The organism is Herbaspirillum sp. WTB6, from assembly GCF_057457785.1.
In genome coordinates this window covers 3,160,619-3,176,855 of the sequence record NZ_CP176522.1, presented here as the reverse complement: position 1 = coordinate 3,176,855, position 16,237 = coordinate 3,160,619, and the positions used below count along the sequence as shown (strand labels likewise).

9 protein-coding genes are annotated in these 16,237 nt (G+C 66.3%); 5 read left to right on the top strand and 4 right to left on the bottom strand.

The features are described 5' to 3' along the window. The first annotated feature begins 142 nt into the window (after positions 1-142). Together fabI and ACK2VC_RS14760 are read left to right on the top strand one after the other, a co-directional pair. The gene (fabI, locus tag ACK2VC_RS14765) at positions 143-931 is read left to right on the top strand and encodes an enoyl-ACP reductase FabI (protein ID WP_486731141.1); all 789 of its coding nucleotides are present in this window, start codon (positions 143-145) and stop codon (positions 929-931) included. 340 nt (positions 932-1,271) lie between these two features. Further along, positions 1,272-2,666: a DEAD/DEAH box helicase gene (locus tag ACK2VC_RS14760; protein ID WP_486731140.1), complete on the top strand. Its 1,395-nt coding sequence runs from the start codon at positions 1,272-1,274 to the stop codon at positions 2,664-2,666. A gap of 207 nt (positions 2,667-2,873) precedes the next feature. Here ACK2VC_RS14760 and senA read toward each other — a convergent pair whose 3' ends face one another. Beyond that, positions 2,874-4,079 carry a selenoneine synthase SenA gene (gene senA / locus ACK2VC_RS14755; protein WP_486731139.1) on the bottom strand — a complete coding sequence of 402 codons (1,206 nt, stop codon included), beginning with the start codon at positions 4,077-4,079 and terminating at the stop codon, positions 2,874-2,876. 69 nt (positions 4,080-4,148) lie between these two features. Between senA and senB the strand changes: the two genes are divergently transcribed. Genes senB through ACK2VC_RS14740 form a run of 3 tightly spaced genes read left to right on the top strand, consistent with a single transcriptional unit; the run spans position 4,149 to position 6,657 of the window. Next, entirely contained in the window at positions 4,149-5,156 is a 1,008-nt protein-coding gene (gene senB / locus ACK2VC_RS14750) for a selenoneine biosynthesis selenosugar synthase SenB (RefSeq protein ID WP_486731138.1), read from the top strand. Continuing rightward, positions 5,153-6,211 (top strand): selenide, water dikinase SelD, encoded by a 1,059-nt coding sequence (gene selD / locus ACK2VC_RS14745; protein WP_486731137.1) that lies wholly within the window; start codon positions 5,153-5,155, stop codon positions 6,209-6,211. The genes senB and selD overlap by 4 nt, the downstream gene beginning before the upstream one ends. Beyond that, complete coding sequence (locus ACK2VC_RS14740) at positions 6,208-6,657, top strand: GNAT family N-acetyltransferase (protein WP_486731136.1); 450 nt, start codon at positions 6,208-6,210, stop codon at positions 6,655-6,657. The genes selD and ACK2VC_RS14740 overlap by 4 nt, the downstream gene beginning before the upstream one ends. Before the next feature lie 34 nt (positions 6,658-6,691). Here ACK2VC_RS14740 and pbpC read toward each other — a convergent pair whose 3' ends face one another. The 3 genes from pbpC to egtB form a co-directional block, all read right to left on the bottom strand. Beyond that, entirely contained in the window at positions 6,692-8,926 is a 2,235-nt protein-coding gene (gene pbpC, locus ACK2VC_RS14735; RefSeq protein WP_486731135.1) for a penicillin-binding protein 1C, read from the bottom strand. Positions 8,927-8,942: 16 nt separating this feature from the next. Continuing rightward, entirely contained in the window at positions 8,943-14,699 is a 5,757-nt protein-coding gene (locus ACK2VC_RS14730) for an alpha-2-macroglobulin family protein (protein ID WP_486731134.1), read from the bottom strand. Between the two features lie 240 nt (positions 14,700-14,939). Next, entirely contained in the window at positions 14,940-16,172 is a 1,233-nt protein-coding gene (gene egtB, locus ACK2VC_RS14725) for an ergothioneine biosynthesis protein EgtB (protein ID WP_486731133.1), read from the bottom strand. Between the last annotated feature and the right edge of the window lie 65 nt (positions 16,173-16,237).

The window sequence follows — 16,237 nt, the reverse complement described above, 5'->3', positions numbered from 1 at the left end:
CATGGCAATTGCACGGAACCGACGTCCGCTGCCTGCCCGATCGTTGGCCGGCAGTTGCCCGCCAACGGCCGGCCCCGTACAATTCTCGCCGCGGCGCCGCGGCGCTCACCATCGGCTTCCACCTGCTCACCTGGAGTACTCCATGGCATTTCTGCAAGGCAAAAAAATCCTGATTACCGGCCTGCTGTCGAACCGGTCCATCGCCTATGGCATCGCCCAGGCCTGCAAGCGCGAAGGCGCGGAGCTGGCGTTTACCTATGTCGGCGAGCGCTTCAAGCAGCGCATCACCGATTTCGCCAAGGAATTCGGCAGCGACCTGATTTTCGACTGCGACGTCGGCAGCGACGAGCAGATCGATGCTCTGTTCGCCGATCTCGGCAAGTCTTGGGATCAGCTCGACGGCCTGGTGCATTCGATCGGCTTCGCGCCGCGCGAGGCGATCACCGGCGACTTCCTGGAAGGCCTGTCACGCGAATCCTTCAAGATCGCGCACGATATTTCCGCCTACAGCTTTCCGGCGATGGCCAAAGCCGCGCTGCCGCTGCTGCGCCCGAATTCCGCGCTATTGACGCTGACCTACATGGGGTCGGTGCGCGCCGCCCCGAACTACAACACGATGGGCCTGGCCAAGGCTTCGCTGGAAGCCAGCGTGCGCTATCTGGCGGAATCGCTGGGACCGAAAGGCATTCGTGTCAACGGCATTTCGGCCGGCCCGATCAAGACCCTGGCCGCCTCCGGCATCAAGGATTTCGGCAAGCTGCTCGGGGTCGTCGCCGAGCATGCGCCGCTGCGGCGCAACGTCACGATCGAGGAAGTCGGCAACACGGCGGCCTTTTTGCTGTCCGAACTGGCCTCCGGCATCACCAGCGAAATCACCTATGTCGACGGCGGTTTTTCCAATGTGCTGTACGGCCCGGGATTGGCCGAGTAGCCATATCAGCGCGGCGACGGCGATGTGTGTCCGACATCGCTTTTCGCAACGCAGCAAAACAATTCGACATTGGGCTCTTTTTACCTGTAGAATGCGGCCTGCGCAATGCAACACGCATGGCGCTTTGCCGCATCGCGAACCGTTCGCATTAACGATAAAGCCCTCCCGCCTTCTGGTGTTGAACTTCAAACACCGTCCCGGCGCAAAGCTTTTGTGCCGAAATCTCTCTGAGCTTATCCAGTAAGTTTTCTTAGCTGTTTCGTTGGTTGGCGTTGCATTCCTTTTGTTGCCGTCGCTTCATCGATGAAGCTGGACGGCGCTGCTTTCACGAAAGAAATCAATGACTTTTGAATCCCTTGGCCTGCACCCGTCCGTCCTCAAGGCGCTGACCGACGCAGGCTATACCGAACCCACCGGCGTCCAGGCGCAAGCCATTCCGGCCGCCATCGAAGGGCGCGACCTGTTGGTCTCGTCGCGTACCGGCTCCGGCAAGACTGCCGCCTTCATGCTGCCCGCGCTGCATAAATTCGCCTCGGCCGAACAGCCGGCCGTCGCCGGCAAGACGCCGAACCAGGAAGCGCAGTCGGCGCGCGGCCGCGGCGAGCGCCCACGCTTCCGTCCGGCGCAGCCGAAGATGCTGGTGTTGACGCCAACGCGCGAACTGGCGCTGCAGGTCACCACCGCCACCACCAAATACGGTGCCTATCTGCGCCGCATCAAGGCAATCTCGATCCTGGGCGGCATGCCGTACCCGAAACAGATGCAATTGCTGGCGAAAAATCCGGAAATCCTGGTGGCGACGCCCGGCCGCCTGATCGATCACATGGAATCCGGCAAGATCGATTTCTCGCAATTGCAGATCCTGGTGCTGGACGAAGCCGACCGCATGCTGGACATGGGCTTCATCGACGACATCGAAAAAATCGTCGAAGCCACGCCGGCCTCGCGCCAGACCATGCTGTTTTCGGCGACGCTGGATGGCGTGGTCGGCAACATGGCGCGCCGCATCACCAACAACCCGCAAATCATCCAGATCGCCGGCTCCGCCACCAAGCATGAAAACATCCAGCAACGGATGCATTTCGTCGATGACCTGTCGCACAAGAACCGCCTGCTGGATCACCTGCTGCGCGACGTCACGCTGGATCAGGCAGTGGTGTTCACCGCCACCAAGCGCGACGCCGACACCATCGCCGATCGCCTGAACATCGCCGGCTTCGCCGCTGCCGCATTGCATGGCGACATGCATCAGGGCGCGCGCAACCGCACGCTGGACAGCCTGCGTCGTGGCCAGGTGCGGGTGCTGGTGGCAACCGACGTCGCGGCGCGCGGCATCGACGTCCCGACCATCACGCACGTATTCAACTACGACCTGCCGAAATTCCCGGAAGACTATGTGCACCGGATCGGCCGCACCGGCCGCGCCGGCCGCAACGGCCTCGCCGTCTCGCTGGTCAACCACGCCGAAGGCATGAACGTGAAACGGATCGAGCGCTTCACCAAGCAATTGATTCCGGTTGACGTGATCGAAGGTTTCGAGCCGAAGAAAACCGCCTCGGCCTCGCGTTCGAGCCACAAGCCGGGCGGCTGGAAGCCGGGCGACAATCGCGGCGGCAAGCCGGGTGCGGGCGGGCGCAGCTTCAGCAAGCCGAATGCCCCGCGCCGCGAAGGCAGCTTCAGCAAGGGCGCGCGTACCGGCGATAGCGGCGGACGCCGCTCCTACGGCGATCGCTAAGCGCGATACCCCGGGCAACAACTGATACGGCCGCTGGAAAATCCCCAGCGGCCGTTTTTTTATGCTGCGGCGGATTCTTCGGCAGTATTCATGCCGATCGCAATCAAAGCGGGAACAGGGCGCGAAACCGCACACGGTGCTGCTTGCTGCTGCACGGCAAGGCGAAGCAGCCCGGCATGCGCCTGGATGGCGAATCCGCAACAGAGATCAGAGTCCACAGGTACGAAAGCCGATGAACAGGTCGTCGCGCTCAGGCAAATAGAAATTGCGGTACTTGGGCGAACGCAGGCGGCCTCGGGTCGCGAACGAGGCTCCGCGTACCACCTGATGCGTGCCGAAAAACGGCGCCGAATATTCCCGGTAGGCATCGGCGGCGAAGCCCGGATACGGCTCGAACGGCGTGCAAGTCCATTCCCACAGGTCGCCCCAGCGCAAGGCCGGGTGCGCCGACAGTGCCGCGAATTCCCATTCGGCTTCGGTTGGCAGGCGGCGCTTGGCCCAGACGCAATACGCTTGCGCCTCGTACAGACTGACATGGCGCACCGGCTGGTTCGGCGCCAGCAGGATGCTGCGGTCGAAGCGGCGGTCGTACCATTGTCCTCGCGCATCCTCCCCCTGCGCGCGCTGCCAGTCGCGCGGCGCCCCACGTCCCTGCCGTTGCAGCCAGCGGCGCCCGCCGGCGCTCCAGAATTGCGCTCGCTGATAGCCGCCGTCGTCGATGAAATCCTTGAACTGCGCGTTCGAGACCAGCGTCGAATCCATCGTGAACGCCGGCACGTAGCACGGATGGCGCCATTTTTCATTGTCGAACACAAAGCCCTGATCCGGGACGCTGCCCAACTGCAGGGTACCGCCAGGAAAGCGGATTTCGCCCTGCGCCCAGGGCGCCGCGATTGCCGTGGCCAGCGCTGGCGGGCCGGCGATGCCGAGCGTCTGCAGGCTCATCGCCAGCGCTTCGCCATGCATGTCTTCGTGCGCCAGCACCAGCCGGTACGGATATAGCGCCTGGTCGTCGGCGCCGTCGAGCCGGGCCAGCTTGTCCAGCACCCGATCCAGCACTTCATGACAATAGGTCTTCAGCGCCCCGGCGCTCGGCAGCGGCAGTGTCCAGCGCGCATCGTGCGGCACCCGGTTCGAATCGAACCAGTCGTCGCCGCGCGACAGCAGCGAGGCGCGCCGCGCCGCGCCGGGCGCGCTCGAATGCGCCTCGCGCAGCACATACCACTCGGCGAACCAGGCGATGTGGCCGAACTCCCACAGCGGCGGATTCAGGATTTCCAGCAGCGGCACCTTGGCCGCCGCATCGAGGCCGGCCGAGAGGAAGCGTTCGAACAGGGCCAGCGTATAATTTCGCGCATCCTGCAATGCATTTGCCAACTGGTCGGCACTGGCGGTTCGGAAGGAATCATTCATCGGGATGGCCGGACAGGAGTCACTGCGGGCGCCACGGCGCCATTTCAGCCCAGCCACACAGCATCGCCAATGACCAGGCCACACATTCTCATTATCAGTCCGGCTTCGGCAAAAGCCAACAATGGCAACTGGCACACCGCCAGCCGCTGGGCGCGCTTCCTGCGCCAGCGCTACCGCGTAACCTTGCTTGCTGAACCTCAATCGCTGGCTGGTATCGCGGCCGATGCGCTGATTGCGCTGCACGCGCGGCGTTCAGCGCCGGCACTGGAGGCATTCCGCACCGCCTGCCCAGCCGCGCCGACGCTGCTGGTGCTGACCGGCACCGACCTGTATCACGATCTGGATAGCGATACCGTGACGCAACGCAGCCTGCAAGCGGCGACACGGCTGGTGGTGCTGCAGGAGGCGGCCTTGCAGCGGCTGGATGCCGATGCCCGCGCCAAAGCCTGGGTGATCCATCAATCGGCGCCAGCGCTCAAGTCATTCCAGCGGCAACGCGGACGCCATTTCAAGGTCACGATGATCGGCCACTTGCGCCCGGAAAAAGACCCTTTGACTTTCATGCGGGCCGCCGCGCTGGTGACCGTGCCGTCCATCTGCTTCAGCCACATCGGCGCCGCGCTCGACCCACAACTGGGGCGGGAGGCACAACAGGCGCAACAAGCGCTGTCCACCTACCGCTGGCTCGGCGCCCTGCCGCACGCTGCTGCGCGCCAGCACCTGAAGCGCCAACACCTGATGGTGATCGCCTCGGCGATGGAGGGCGGCGCCAACGTGATTTGCGAAGCGGTGACCAGCGGCGTGCCGGTCGTCGCCAGCGACATCGAAGGCAACCGCGGCATGCTGGGCGACGACTACGAAGGCTACTTCCCGGTCGGCGACAGCCGCGCGCTGGCGCGCCTGATCCAACGTGCGGCCGCCGAGCCAGCGTTCCACCAGCGGCTGTGGCGCCAGTGCGACGAGCGGGCGCCGCTGTTTGCGCCGGCGCGGGAAAAATCCTTGCTGCTGCAGTTGATGGATAATCTGGTAGGCGCAAACGCCCTTTCATCCCCAAAGCAAACGGAACCCCAACCATGAACGCCCCCACCGACCTGCCGCTCCGGCTCACTTCGTTTTCCCACGGCGGCGGCTGCGGCTGCAAGATCGCGCCCGGCGTGCTGTCCGAGATACTGAAAAAATCCTCCGGCTTCCCGGTGCCTAAGGAGCTGATGGTCGGCATCGAGACCGCCGACGACGCCGCCGTCTACAAGCTGAACGACGAGCAGGCGCTGATCGCCACCACCGACTTTTTCATGCCGATCGTCGACGACCCATTCGACTTCGGCCGCATCGCCGCCACCAACGCGATTTCCGACGTCTACGCGATGGGCGGCACGCCGATCATGGCGCTGGCGCTGGTGGCGATGCCGGTGGGCAAGCTGCCGCTGGATGTGATCGGCAAGATCATCCAGGGCGGCGAAGCGGTGTGCGCCGAAGCCGGCATCCCGATCGCCGGCGGCCATACCATCGATTCGGTCGAACCGATCTACGGGCTGGTGGTGCTGGGCCTGGTGCATCCATCCAAGGTCAAGCGCAATGCCGACGCCCAGGCCGGCGACCGGCTGGTGCTGGGCAAGCCGCTCGGCGTCGGCATCCTGTCGGCCGCGCTGAAAAAGGAGAAGCTCGACGCCGCCGGCTACGCCGCCATGATCGCCAACACCACCAAGCTCAACACGCCCGGCCCGGCGCTGGCACGGCTGGCCGGCGTGCACGCGCTGACCGACATCACCGGCTTCGGCCTGCTCGGCCATACGCTGGAACTGGCGCGCGGCGCCGGCCTGACCGCGCGGCTGGCCATGCCGCGCATTCCGCTGCTGCCGGAAGTCGAGCGGCTGGCCGAGGCCGGCTGCGTGACCGGCGCCTCCGGCCGCAACTGGGACGCCTACGGCCACGAGGTGCGTCTGCAGCCAGCGATTTCACCGGTGCAGCAAGCCTTGCTGACCGATCCGCAGACCTCGGGCGGCTTGCTGGTGGCCTGCGCCGCCGATGCGGTGGACGAGGTGCTGGCGCTGTTCCGTGCTCAGGGTTTTGCCGACGCCGCGGTGATCGGCGAGATGGCGGCCGGCGCCGCCGGCATCGAGGTAACGGCATGAGGGTACGGGTGGTGGAAGCGCGTTTGAGCGACGCGGCGACGATTGCCCCGCTGTTCGACGCCTACCGCCAGTTCTACCGGCAGGCGCCCGATCCGGCGCTGGCGCTGGCATACATCCACGAGCGGCTGGCCCTGCGCGAATCGGTGATCCTGCTGGCGCAGGACGAGCGCGGCGCGGCGCTCGGCTTCACCCAGCTCTATCCGTCATTTTCCTCGGTGGCGGCGCGCCGCACCTGGATTCTGAACGACCTGTACGTGCCGCCGGCGGCACGCGGCCAGGGTGTCGGCCGTGCGCTGCTGGAGGCGGCCAAGACCCATGCGCTGGCAACCGGCGCGCGCCGGCTGGACCTGTCTACCGCCCACGACAATCCGGCGCAGAAGCTGTATGAAACAGCCGGCTACGCGCGCGAGGAGGCGTTCTACCACTACAGCCTGGCGCTCGACTGACCCCATGAGGTAACGGCGGCGCGCAAGGCGCCTCCTAGCGCTTGCCGTTCGCAGGCAGCTTCGCCTTTTCGACTGCGCCGCGCACCTCGAAGCGGACCTGATCGACCACCGCATTCTTGCCGTCCACCAGCGCCAGCGTATGCCGGCCCGGCCACGGCATCCAGTCGTAGGCCAGGTCCGCCGATGTGGCGCCTTTGCCCTTGCACTTGCGCTGCGGCAGCAATTTCCCATCCAGCATCCAGCGGCCATTCGCCAAGCCTTGCGCCACGAAGCGCAGGCGCTGGTGCGCGGGCGGAATGTCGGGATCGAGCGCCACCAGCATGCCGGCGGTCGGATAGCGGATCGCCGGCTGGATTTGCTCCGGCGGTGCCAGTGCGATGAACTCCTGTTCGGTGCCGGCCAGGAAATACTCGCGGCGTGGCGCTTCCAGTCGATCCTGGTAGCGGATGTTGCGCACGCGGACGCCCGCCGGTGGCACGTCGAAGCCCGATGCCGAACGCGCCTGGGCCGGCAGGCGTCCGTGCAGGAACTGCATCACTTCCTGCCAGATCGGCGCGGCGCCGGTGACGCCGGAAACGTCCCACATCGGCGCGCCCGAGGCATTGCCGACCCACACCCCGACCGTATAGCGCCCGGAATAGCCGATGCACCAGTTGTCGCGCATGTCCTTCGAGGTGCCGGTCTTGACCGCCGCCGGCACCCGGCCGGCCAGGGCGTTTTCCAGGCCAAAGGTGACGGCGCGGGCGCTGCGGTCGGCCAGGATGTCGCTGATGATGAATGCCGCGGCCGGGTTCATCACCTGCCGCGGTTTTACGATAGGATCGCCGAGGCTGGTGCGCACCGGGCTCGCGCGGCCCTGATTGGCCAATGCGCGATAGGCATTGGTCAGCGCCAGTAGGCTGACGTCGGCGCTGCCCAGCGCCAGGCTGTAGCCGTAATAGTCGCCCGACTCGCGCAAGCCGAAGCCGAGCGCCTGCAGCCGCTGGAACAGGCGCTCGGGCGTCACCGTGACCAGGGTGCGCACCGCCGGGATGTTGAGCGACGAACCAAGCGCAGTGCGCAGGCTGACCAGGCCCTGGTAGCGGCGGTCGTAGTTTTGCGGGATGTACAGTCCGGCGGCGGTAGTCAGGTTGAGCGGCGCATCGTCCAGCAGCGAGGCGGCGGTCAGCCATTTCTGCTCGAGCGCCAGTTGGTACAGGAACGGCTTCAGGGTCGAGCCGGCCTGGCGCAGCGCCAGCACGCCGTCGACGTGGCGGGCGTCGGAGAAATCGCCGCTGGAGCCGACCCAGGCCAGCACATCGCCGCTGGCGTTGTCCAATACCAGCACCGCGCTGTCCTCGATGTTGCGCTCGGCCAGCGCCGCCAGCTGGCGCCGGATCGCCTCGCGCGCAAAACGCTGGGTGGCGGCGTCGATGGTCGAGCGTACCGGCTGGTTCGGCGCTTTTAATAAGCGCTGAGCCAGATGCGGCGCCAGTTGCGGGCCCGGGATCGAACTGCCGAAATCGGCGCGCGCCGTCAGCCGCGCCAGCGTCAGCTCGGTGATGCCGGCGATGCCATTGCACTCGGCGGCGGCCCGCTGTTCTTTCAGGATCGCGCAGGCGCGTTCCGCCACCTTGTTGGGGTGCGCGTTTGGCGCCCGCAGCAAGGCCACCGCGATGGCCGCCTCGCGCCGGTTCAGCCCGCTGGGATGCTTGCGGAACAGCACGCGCGACAAGGCGTGCACACCGACCAGCTCGCCGCGAAAGCCGACCAGATTCAGATAGGCCTCGAGGATCTGGTCCTTGCGCCAGCTGCGCTCCAGTTCCTGCGCCACCAGCGCCTGCGTCAGCTTCTGCGCCACGCTGCGCGGCGCCGCGCGCCGCCGCAAGTCCTCATCTAGCAGTCCGGCCAGTTGCATGGTCAGGGTCGAGGCGCCGCGCGTACGGGTATTCCACAAATTGCTCCAGGCGGCAGCCGTCACCGCGTTCCAGTCGACGCCGCTGTGCCGGTAAAAGCGCTGGTCTTCCGACAGGATCAGCGCGGTGCGCAGCGCCGGCGACACGTCCTCCAGCCCGACCCACGGCAGCCGGCGCTCGTGCAGGTTCAGGCGCAGCTGGTGGAGTGGCTCGCCGTGGCGATCGTACAAGACCGCCTCCGAGGAGCGGAAATCGCGCTGCACTTCGGCGAAGCTCGGCAGCGTGGCGGCGCCGGCGGCAACCGCCGGCAGCAACAGCACCGCCAGCACCAGCGCGCGCCGCCAGGACCCGAGCCGGTCAAGGAATTGCCTCATTGGCCGCGCTCTGCCATCACGGTTTGACGGTCACCGCCGGGTTCGGGCTTTCGCCAAACATTTCCGGCGCATACAGCGCGTCGACCCGGGTCGGCCGCAACTGGAACTGACCGGCATTGTTCAAACGGAAGGTGTAGCTCATGGTGAATTTTCCCTTCGGCACGTATTCGTAATAGCCGCGGAAAAATTCAAAACTGCGCTCCTCGTACGCCAGCCAGGCACTGTCGCTGGCGCGTTCGCCGCCGGTGGCGATCGCCGAATCGCGCCCCAGGCCGGAGCCGAGCAAGGTAGCGCCGGCCGGAATCGGATCGTTGACCACCACCCAGGTCATGTCGGTCTGGGCGTCGATCTCCAGGTTGACGCGGTAGATGTCACCGCGCGACCAGGCGCCCTTTTCCTTCTGCTCGACCGGCACGATGGTCTTGGTGATCCGGTAGCCGCTGGAAAACGGCTGCTTCAATTGCACCGCCGCCAGGCTTTGCACCGTGACCCAGGGCTTGCCGCTGCCGTCGTGCGCCAGCTTCAGTTCACTGGCGCCGACTGCCGCCGGCCACGGCAGCGACAACTTGCCGCCGCTTTGGATACCATTCTGCGCGGCCCAGCCGAAGCTCTGGCTCTTGGCCGGAGCGCCGCCCTGCTCCAGCGCGGCGCGCGTGGTTCCGGCCACTTTCTCGGCTTCGAACTTGCGTCCGAATTTTTCCAGCGCCAGCGCACCCCAGAGGTTGGCGGTGGTCGTGCCCCAGTGGCCGCGTTGCTGGCGCGCCAGGGCGCCGGTCACCAGCTTCGGCAGGTCGCCCTGCCAGGCCGGATGGTCGAGCATGGTCAGGATCAGGCGTGTCGCATTGCTGTCGCCGCTGGCCATCAGCCACCACCAGTAGTCGTTGCTTTCGCTGGAAAAGCCGAGGCGCGTGCCCTGGTAATTCAGGCGCGCGCGCACGATCTGCTCGGCATCCTGCAGGCGCTGGTCGCGCTCGGGAATCGCCGGCAGCCGCTGCAGCAGCGCGATCCAGTCGAGCACCGCCGAAGTCGGCCACAGGTTGGGCGCGATCTGGATCGAGCCCAGCATCTCGGGCCGCGCCCGGCCGTAGCGCGACAGCGCTTCCAGCGCCGCCAGCTTGCGCACATCGAGATCCTTTTTCGGCGACCAGTGCTCGCGCGTCAGCCGGCCTTCGACGAACGCCGCCAGGCCATCCAGCATCTGCTCGCGGTTGTGCTGCGGGATCGCGAAGCTGGCTTCGTGCGTCGCCGCCAGCAGATAGCTGGTCAGCGTATCGCTGCCGCGGCCGGCATCGCCGGCGCGCGGCGGGTAGTAATACGCCAGGCCGTCGCTATCGAGATAGGTCGGCAGGTCCGCCATGATGCGCTGCCACAGCGCATCGTCCTTCAGCCCCATCGCGCGCGACGCCTTCTGTTCCAGACAGGAATACGGATAGCGTTCGAAGAAGCGGCGCAGGCCTTCGCTGCTGCCCGAAAGTTTGGGCGCCAGCGCAATTGCGACGCTGCCGCGACCGGGCAGGCTGTCGGCCGGCGGCGCCAGCGGCAACGCAGCCTGGCGATCGAGCTGGAACAGCGTGGCCTGCTGCACCGTGACCGGCACCGCCGGCACCACCTTCTGCGTCACCCTGATCGCATCGCGCACCTTTTGGCCGCCCTGCTCCTGGGCGCTGACTTCCCACGCCAGTTGCGCGACGTCAGCCGGCACCGTGACCGGCCAGGCGATCTCGGCCGTCTGGCCGGCGGCGATGTCCAGCTTCCTGGGCGGGAGGTCGCCGGCCACGCCGCCCACCTTGGCGCTCACCTCGACCTGCATCGCACGTTGCGTGGTATTGCGCAGGGTCAGCATGGCGCTGAAGCGGTCGCCTTCGCGCACCAGCGGCGGCAGGCCGGAAATCAGCTGCAGATCCTGAGTTGAGCGGATGCTGGCGGCGCCGGTGCCAAACAGGCCTAGCCCACTGTCGGCCACGGCGACGATGCGGAAGCTGGTCAAGGCATCGTTCAACGGCACCTCGACCTGGGCGCGGCCATTGGCGTCCAGCACCATGGCCGGCTTCCACAGCAGCAGGGTATCGAACAGCTCGCGCGTCGGCGCCTTGCCGCCGCCGCCGCCAGCCGGAATCGCCTTGCGTCCGTAGTGGCGTTTGCCCACCACCTGCATCTGTGCGGTCGCGGTTTCCACGCCGTAGCTGCGCCGCTGCAGCATCGCCGGCAGCAGCTCCCAGCTAGTGTTCGGCTCCAGCTCCAGCAATGCCTCGTCCACCGCCGCCAGCGCAACCTCGGCGCCGGCCGCCGGCTTGCCGTCCGGCAGCATGACCTGCACCGTGACCTTGGCGACGCTGCGGATCGGATACGCCGGCTTGTCGCTGCTGACGTTCACTTTGAGCTGATGGGCGGCGCCGCCGACGGCGATCTCGGCGATGCCGTATTTATAGGCCGGCTTCGACAGATCGACGATCGGCCCCGGCGCCTGGTATTGGCGGAATTCGTGCCACCAGTTGATCGGCTCCTTCCAGCCCCAGCTGAAGAAGGAGTACCACGGCACCTCGCGCATGCACCCGCGCACTGCCAGCACCGAGACGTAGACGTTCGGCCCATACGCGGCCTTGACCGGCAGGCTGACGGTGGGATCGCTGCCGGACAGCTGCACCACCTGCGTTTCCAGCACGCCCTCGCGCTCGACCGCCACCAGCGCGGTAGCGTGGCGGAACGGCGTGCGCACCTGGAACTTGGCGGTCTCGCCGGGCTGATAGCTCTTCTTTTCCGGCAGGATGTCGATCCGGTCCTGGTTTTCGCCGTCGAACCACAGTTCGCCCTCGCGCGTGACCCAGAGCGAGGTATTGGCCATCGCCAGATTGCCGGCGCCATCCTTGCCCTGCGCCGTGATCACCACATTGCCCGATTCGAGCAGCTCGACCGAACACAGCAGCAGGCCGCGCGCATCGGACTTGCCGGAGCACAGCTGGCCGAGGTCCTTGCTGCTGGTCGTGTTTTCATAGGCGTAAAAGCCGCCGACCATGCGCTTGCGGTGCGAGCTGGTCTGCTTCGCCACCGCCGACAGCCTGATCGGCACGCCGGCCTGCGGCTTGCCGTCGGCATCGAGCGCGACGGCGGTCAGCGTCATTTTCTTTTTGACCGACACCCATTCACTACCCTTCAGGCCAACCACCACCGCCGCCGGCCACAGCGGCGACACGGTCGACACCGTCTGGATCTCGCCGTTGGGATCGGCGAAGGTCATTTCGGTCAGCAATTCCTGCGGCGTCTTCTGCGGCGGCAGGTTCTTGACCACGGTCTTGCCGGCGCCGTTCCTGTCCAGCGTGACCGCCAGCTTGTCGGCGACGATCTTTTGCTTGTCCTCGCCGCTGTCGTCGTTCAGGTTGAACGAAAAGCCGTCGTAGCCAGGGAAATGCACATATTTCGGCCGCAGCAAGCTGGTGACATGGACTTGCTGGCCGGAGGCGCCGCCGCCGTTCAGGTAGCTCAGCTGCACGTCCAGCGGCAATTCCTTCGGCGCCACCAGCGCCCCTTTGGGCGGCGTGATGCGCCCCTGCAGCAGCGGCAGGCGGAATTCCTCGACGCGGAATCCGCCGCTGTGGAAAGTGTTTTCATAGCCGCCATCCTGCGCGTCCGCCTGCTCCGCCGCGCTGCCGGCCCGGGCCGTGCCGCGGTCAAGGATCACCTGGTAGCGGCCGAGCTTGGCCTCTTTCGGAATCGGGAACACGGTCTGCGCCGCCTTGCGCCCGCGCCATTGCAGCGCAAACTGGAATTCCTGGCCGCTGCCTTGGTGCACGATGCGCACCCGGGTCGGTAGCCGCTCGGCCGGCACCAGCCCGAAACCCTGCATGGTTTCGGTGCGGATCAAGTGCTTCATCGACACCGTTTCGCCGGCGCGCAGCAAGCTGCGATCGAACACGGTATGCGCGCGCACGCTCGCTGCGCGCGCCTGGTCGATCGGCAGGTTGAAGCGGTAGGCTTCGATGCCGCGGTTCCATGAGCTCAGGGCAAACGCCATGTCGGCGCGTCCCTGGTCGTCGGTCTTGCGGGCCGACACGAACAGGCCGTCGATGCGGGCCGTGTCGTCGTTGTCCTTGCGGGCGCAGCTGCCATCCAGCGCCTGCGGCACCGGCGCCACGCCGTTGGCGCCGGTCCTGCCGCGCCACAACTCCTTGCCGTGGCAGTTCGAGATGCGCACATCGGCGTCCGCCACCGGCTTGGCGCCGTCGAGCGTAGTGACCCACACCGCGCCGTTGGCGCGCCCGAGCTTGACGTGCACCGCCAGATTGGTCACCAGCGCGCTGGTGCGCACGAACATCGGCGCCGGCTTGCCCAGCAGCGCGCTGCCGAGCCGCTGCGACTCCAGTTCCAGCACGTAAAAGCCGGGCGCCGGCAGCGGAATCCCGATCACTTCGAACGGGCGCAGGCCGTCCTTGGCGGCAGCGGACGGCGGCAGTTCCAGCTTTTTCACGCCCAGCGCGCGGTTCAGCAGACTCAACTCGCGCGTCTGGGTCATCCGGCCGTTCAGTTCCAAGCTGTTTTCGTGATAGTTCTCGACCTTGGCGATCCAGTCGATGATCGCGGCGTCGCCCTCGACCTTCAGGCTGGCGACGGTGCCGGGACTGGCGCGCTTGGCCGGCAGGTTGACCTCGACGTTGCGCAAGCTGAGCGGCAAGGTGGCGTCGGCATTCAGCTCTAGGATGCCGAACGGCGCCGCGGCGAACTTGGCCAGCGGCGGATAGGCGGCCATCTGCGCCTTCAGCGGAAACAGCGCGGCATTGGCCAGCGGCCGGCCGTCGATATCCTTGAACTTGTCGGGCAGCGTCAGCGTGAATTCCGATTTCTCCGCGAACGGCGGCTGGAATACCACTCCCATCACCGTTTCCTCGGCATCGGATTTGTCGAAGAACGGTGCCTTGCGGCCTGCCGCGCCGTTCAGCAGGATGCCTTCGGCCAGCTTGCGGCTGACGGGCGCGCTGAAGTTGATACGGACCGGCAGGATCGGTGCGCAGGCGGCGTTGGCGTTTTCGCGTTCGCAGCTGAAGCTGGCGGAAAACTCCTGGCGCACCCGGAAGTTGAACAATTGCTGGGCGCGCGTCGCCAGCCCGGACGGCGTGGCGATGCCGATATCCCATATCAGCCGCATGGCGGCGCCGGCCGGCAGGCGCTGCTGGCATTGCACGGTCGAGACCCGCTGCGGCTCGATATCCTTGGCGAAATGCTTCAACAGGTCGGCGCGCACCTGGCCCGCCACCAGCGTCACCGGAATCCGTTCCTGCACCCCTTCCGCTGCGCAATACAGATGCTGGCGCAGGCTGGCCTCGGTGGCGGCGCCGTTCTGCACCAGAACGAACACCTGTTCATCGTCGATGTCGGCGCCGCTGTAAGGAAAGGTCTGGAGCACGGCCGGGCCGCCGGTATTGAAGCGGAAGGCGGTCTTGCCCTCGAAGCCGGCGCCGGATAGCGCCTTGAAGCCGGGTTTCAGTGCGAAGGTGCAGCGCGTGCCGGGCGGCAGGTCGCGCACGAAATCGTAGACCCAGTTGCGCTCGTCGGCCCAGCGGCCGCTGCCCGCTTCGCCGCACTGGATATCGAACGGCGCTGGCGCTTTCGGATCGCCGAATCGGACGGCTGCTTCGGAAAAGGTAGCGCGGACCTGGCGCACCTGGGCCACTTCGTTCTGTGGGGAAAAACTGGTGATGGTCGCGGCCGCAGCGTTTTCTGCAAAGGCAAGCGCAAGTACCAATCCCATCCCCAACGCACGGGCGCGCCGAATCATTTTCATTGTTCTCTCCCGGGGCCAAGCTGGCTGCGCGCAGCGGACAATTATCAAATAGAAATTTGCAGTATCGTAACACCGCCGGCCGCTCATATACTCCATATGCATTAGGCAAATATCGTATATAAATTATGCGTTTTTCATGCATACCCCATTCATTTGGCTATGCACATATCGGACGTAGCGTTGGTGTCAGTGCGCAGGCGCCATGCTTGGCGCCCTGCCGGTTCGCGCACCGGCTTCAGCTCAAGCCGGCCCCGACTTCGCCAGGCGGATGCCGGAAAACTGCCAGCGCGCCGTGGCCGGGAAGAAATTGCGGTAGCTGCGGCGCGCATGGCCGGCCGGGGTGGCGCAGGACGAGCCGCGCAAGACGTATTGATTGACCATGAACTTGCCGTTGTACTCGCCGATCGCGCCGGCCGCCGGCGCGTAGCCGGGATACGGGGCGTAGCTGCTGGAGGTCCATTGCCAGGCGACGCCGAACATTTGCGCCAGACCGGGATGGGCCGCGGCCAACTCCCACTCGGTCTCGGTCGGCAGCCGCGCTCCGGCCCAGCGCGCATAGGCATCGGCCTCGAAGTAGGACAGGTGCAGCGCCGGCTGCTGCGGATCGAGCGGCTGCAGGCCGCACAGCGTGAACTCTTGCCAGCCGGCCGCCGGATTGCCGCTCTCGTCACGGCGCCAGTACAGCGGCTGCGTCAAGCCTCCGGCACGCACCCAGTCCCAGCCCTCCGAAAGCCACAGCGCCGGGTCGCGATAGCCACCGGCTTCGATGAAAGCCAGCAACTCGCCGTTGGTCACCAGCCGCGACGCCAGCTCAAACGGCTCGATAAACCGGCGGTGCCGTGGCGTTTCGTTGTCGAAGCAAAAAGCCGGGCCGGCGTGGCCGATCTCGGTCAGTTGCGCCTCGAAGTCGAGCCACTGCAACACCGCCGGCGCAAACACCGGCCGCGTGTCATAGGCGGCCGGCGCCAGCGGATTGGCCGACAGCAGGTGCTTGAGGTCGGTCTGCATCAGCTCCTGGTGCTGCTGTTCGTGCTGCAGGCCGAGTTGCAGCAGGCCGGCCAGCTCGGCACCCTGTTGCGGGGATCGAGGAAGCGCCAGCAAGTTGCCGATACGCCGGTCCACCTCGCGCCGATAGTCGTGCACCTCGGCCAGCGAGGGGCGCGTCAGCAAGCCGCGCTGCGGCCGCGGGTACTTGCTGCCGACGCCGTTGTAGTACGAATTGAACAGCATGCGGAAGGCCGGATGGCAGGGCCGGAAATCCGCCTCGAAGCGCTCCAGGATGAAGGTTTCGAAAAACCAGCTGGTATGCGCCAGGTGCCATTTGAGCGGGCTCGCATCCGGCATCGACTGCGCACAACAATCCTCGGCCGACAACGGCGTGGTCAGCGCCACCGACTGCGCGCGCACTTGGCGGAACGCGTCCAGCAGGGATTCGGGAGGCGTCGGTCTGCTGGTTCCATACGTTGCGTTCATCTGCCCCGGCTCCGCTTGGCGGCCGTGCCCGACGCACGGCACGGGATGAAAAATCGGGATCGCCG

Bases quoted from the DNA above. Each gene is read 5' to 3' on its own strand.
- fabI (WP_486731141.1), top strand. From the start codon at position 143: ATGGCATTTCTGCAAGGCAAAAAAATCCTGATTACCGGCCTGCTGTCG.
- ACK2VC_RS14760 (WP_486731140.1), top strand. From the start codon at position 1,272: ATGACTTTTGAATCCCTTGGCCTGCACCCGTCCGTCCTCAAGGCGCTG.
- senA (WP_486731139.1), bottom strand. From the start codon at position 4,079: ATGAATGATTCCTTCCGAACCGCCAGTGCCGACCAGTTGGCAAATGCA.
- senB (WP_486731138.1), top strand. From the start codon at position 4,149: ATGACCAGGCCACACATTCTCATTATCAGTCCGGCTTCGGCAAAAGCC.
- selD (WP_486731137.1), top strand. From the start codon at position 5,153: ATGAACGCCCCCACCGACCTGCCGCTCCGGCTCACTTCGTTTTCCCAC.
- ACK2VC_RS14740 (WP_486731136.1), top strand. From the start codon at position 6,208: ATGAGGGTACGGGTGGTGGAAGCGCGTTTGAGCGACGCGGCGACGATT.
- pbpC (WP_486731135.1), bottom strand. From the start codon at position 8,926: ATGAGGCAATTCCTTGACCGGCTCGGGTCCTGGCGGCGCGCGCTGGTG.
- ACK2VC_RS14730 (WP_486731134.1), bottom strand. From the start codon at position 14,699: ATGAAAATGATTCGGCGCGCCCGTGCGTTGGGGATGGGATTGGTACTT.
- egtB (WP_486731133.1), bottom strand. From the start codon at position 16,172: ATGAACGCAACGTATGGAACCAGCAGACCGACGCCTCCCGAATCCCTG.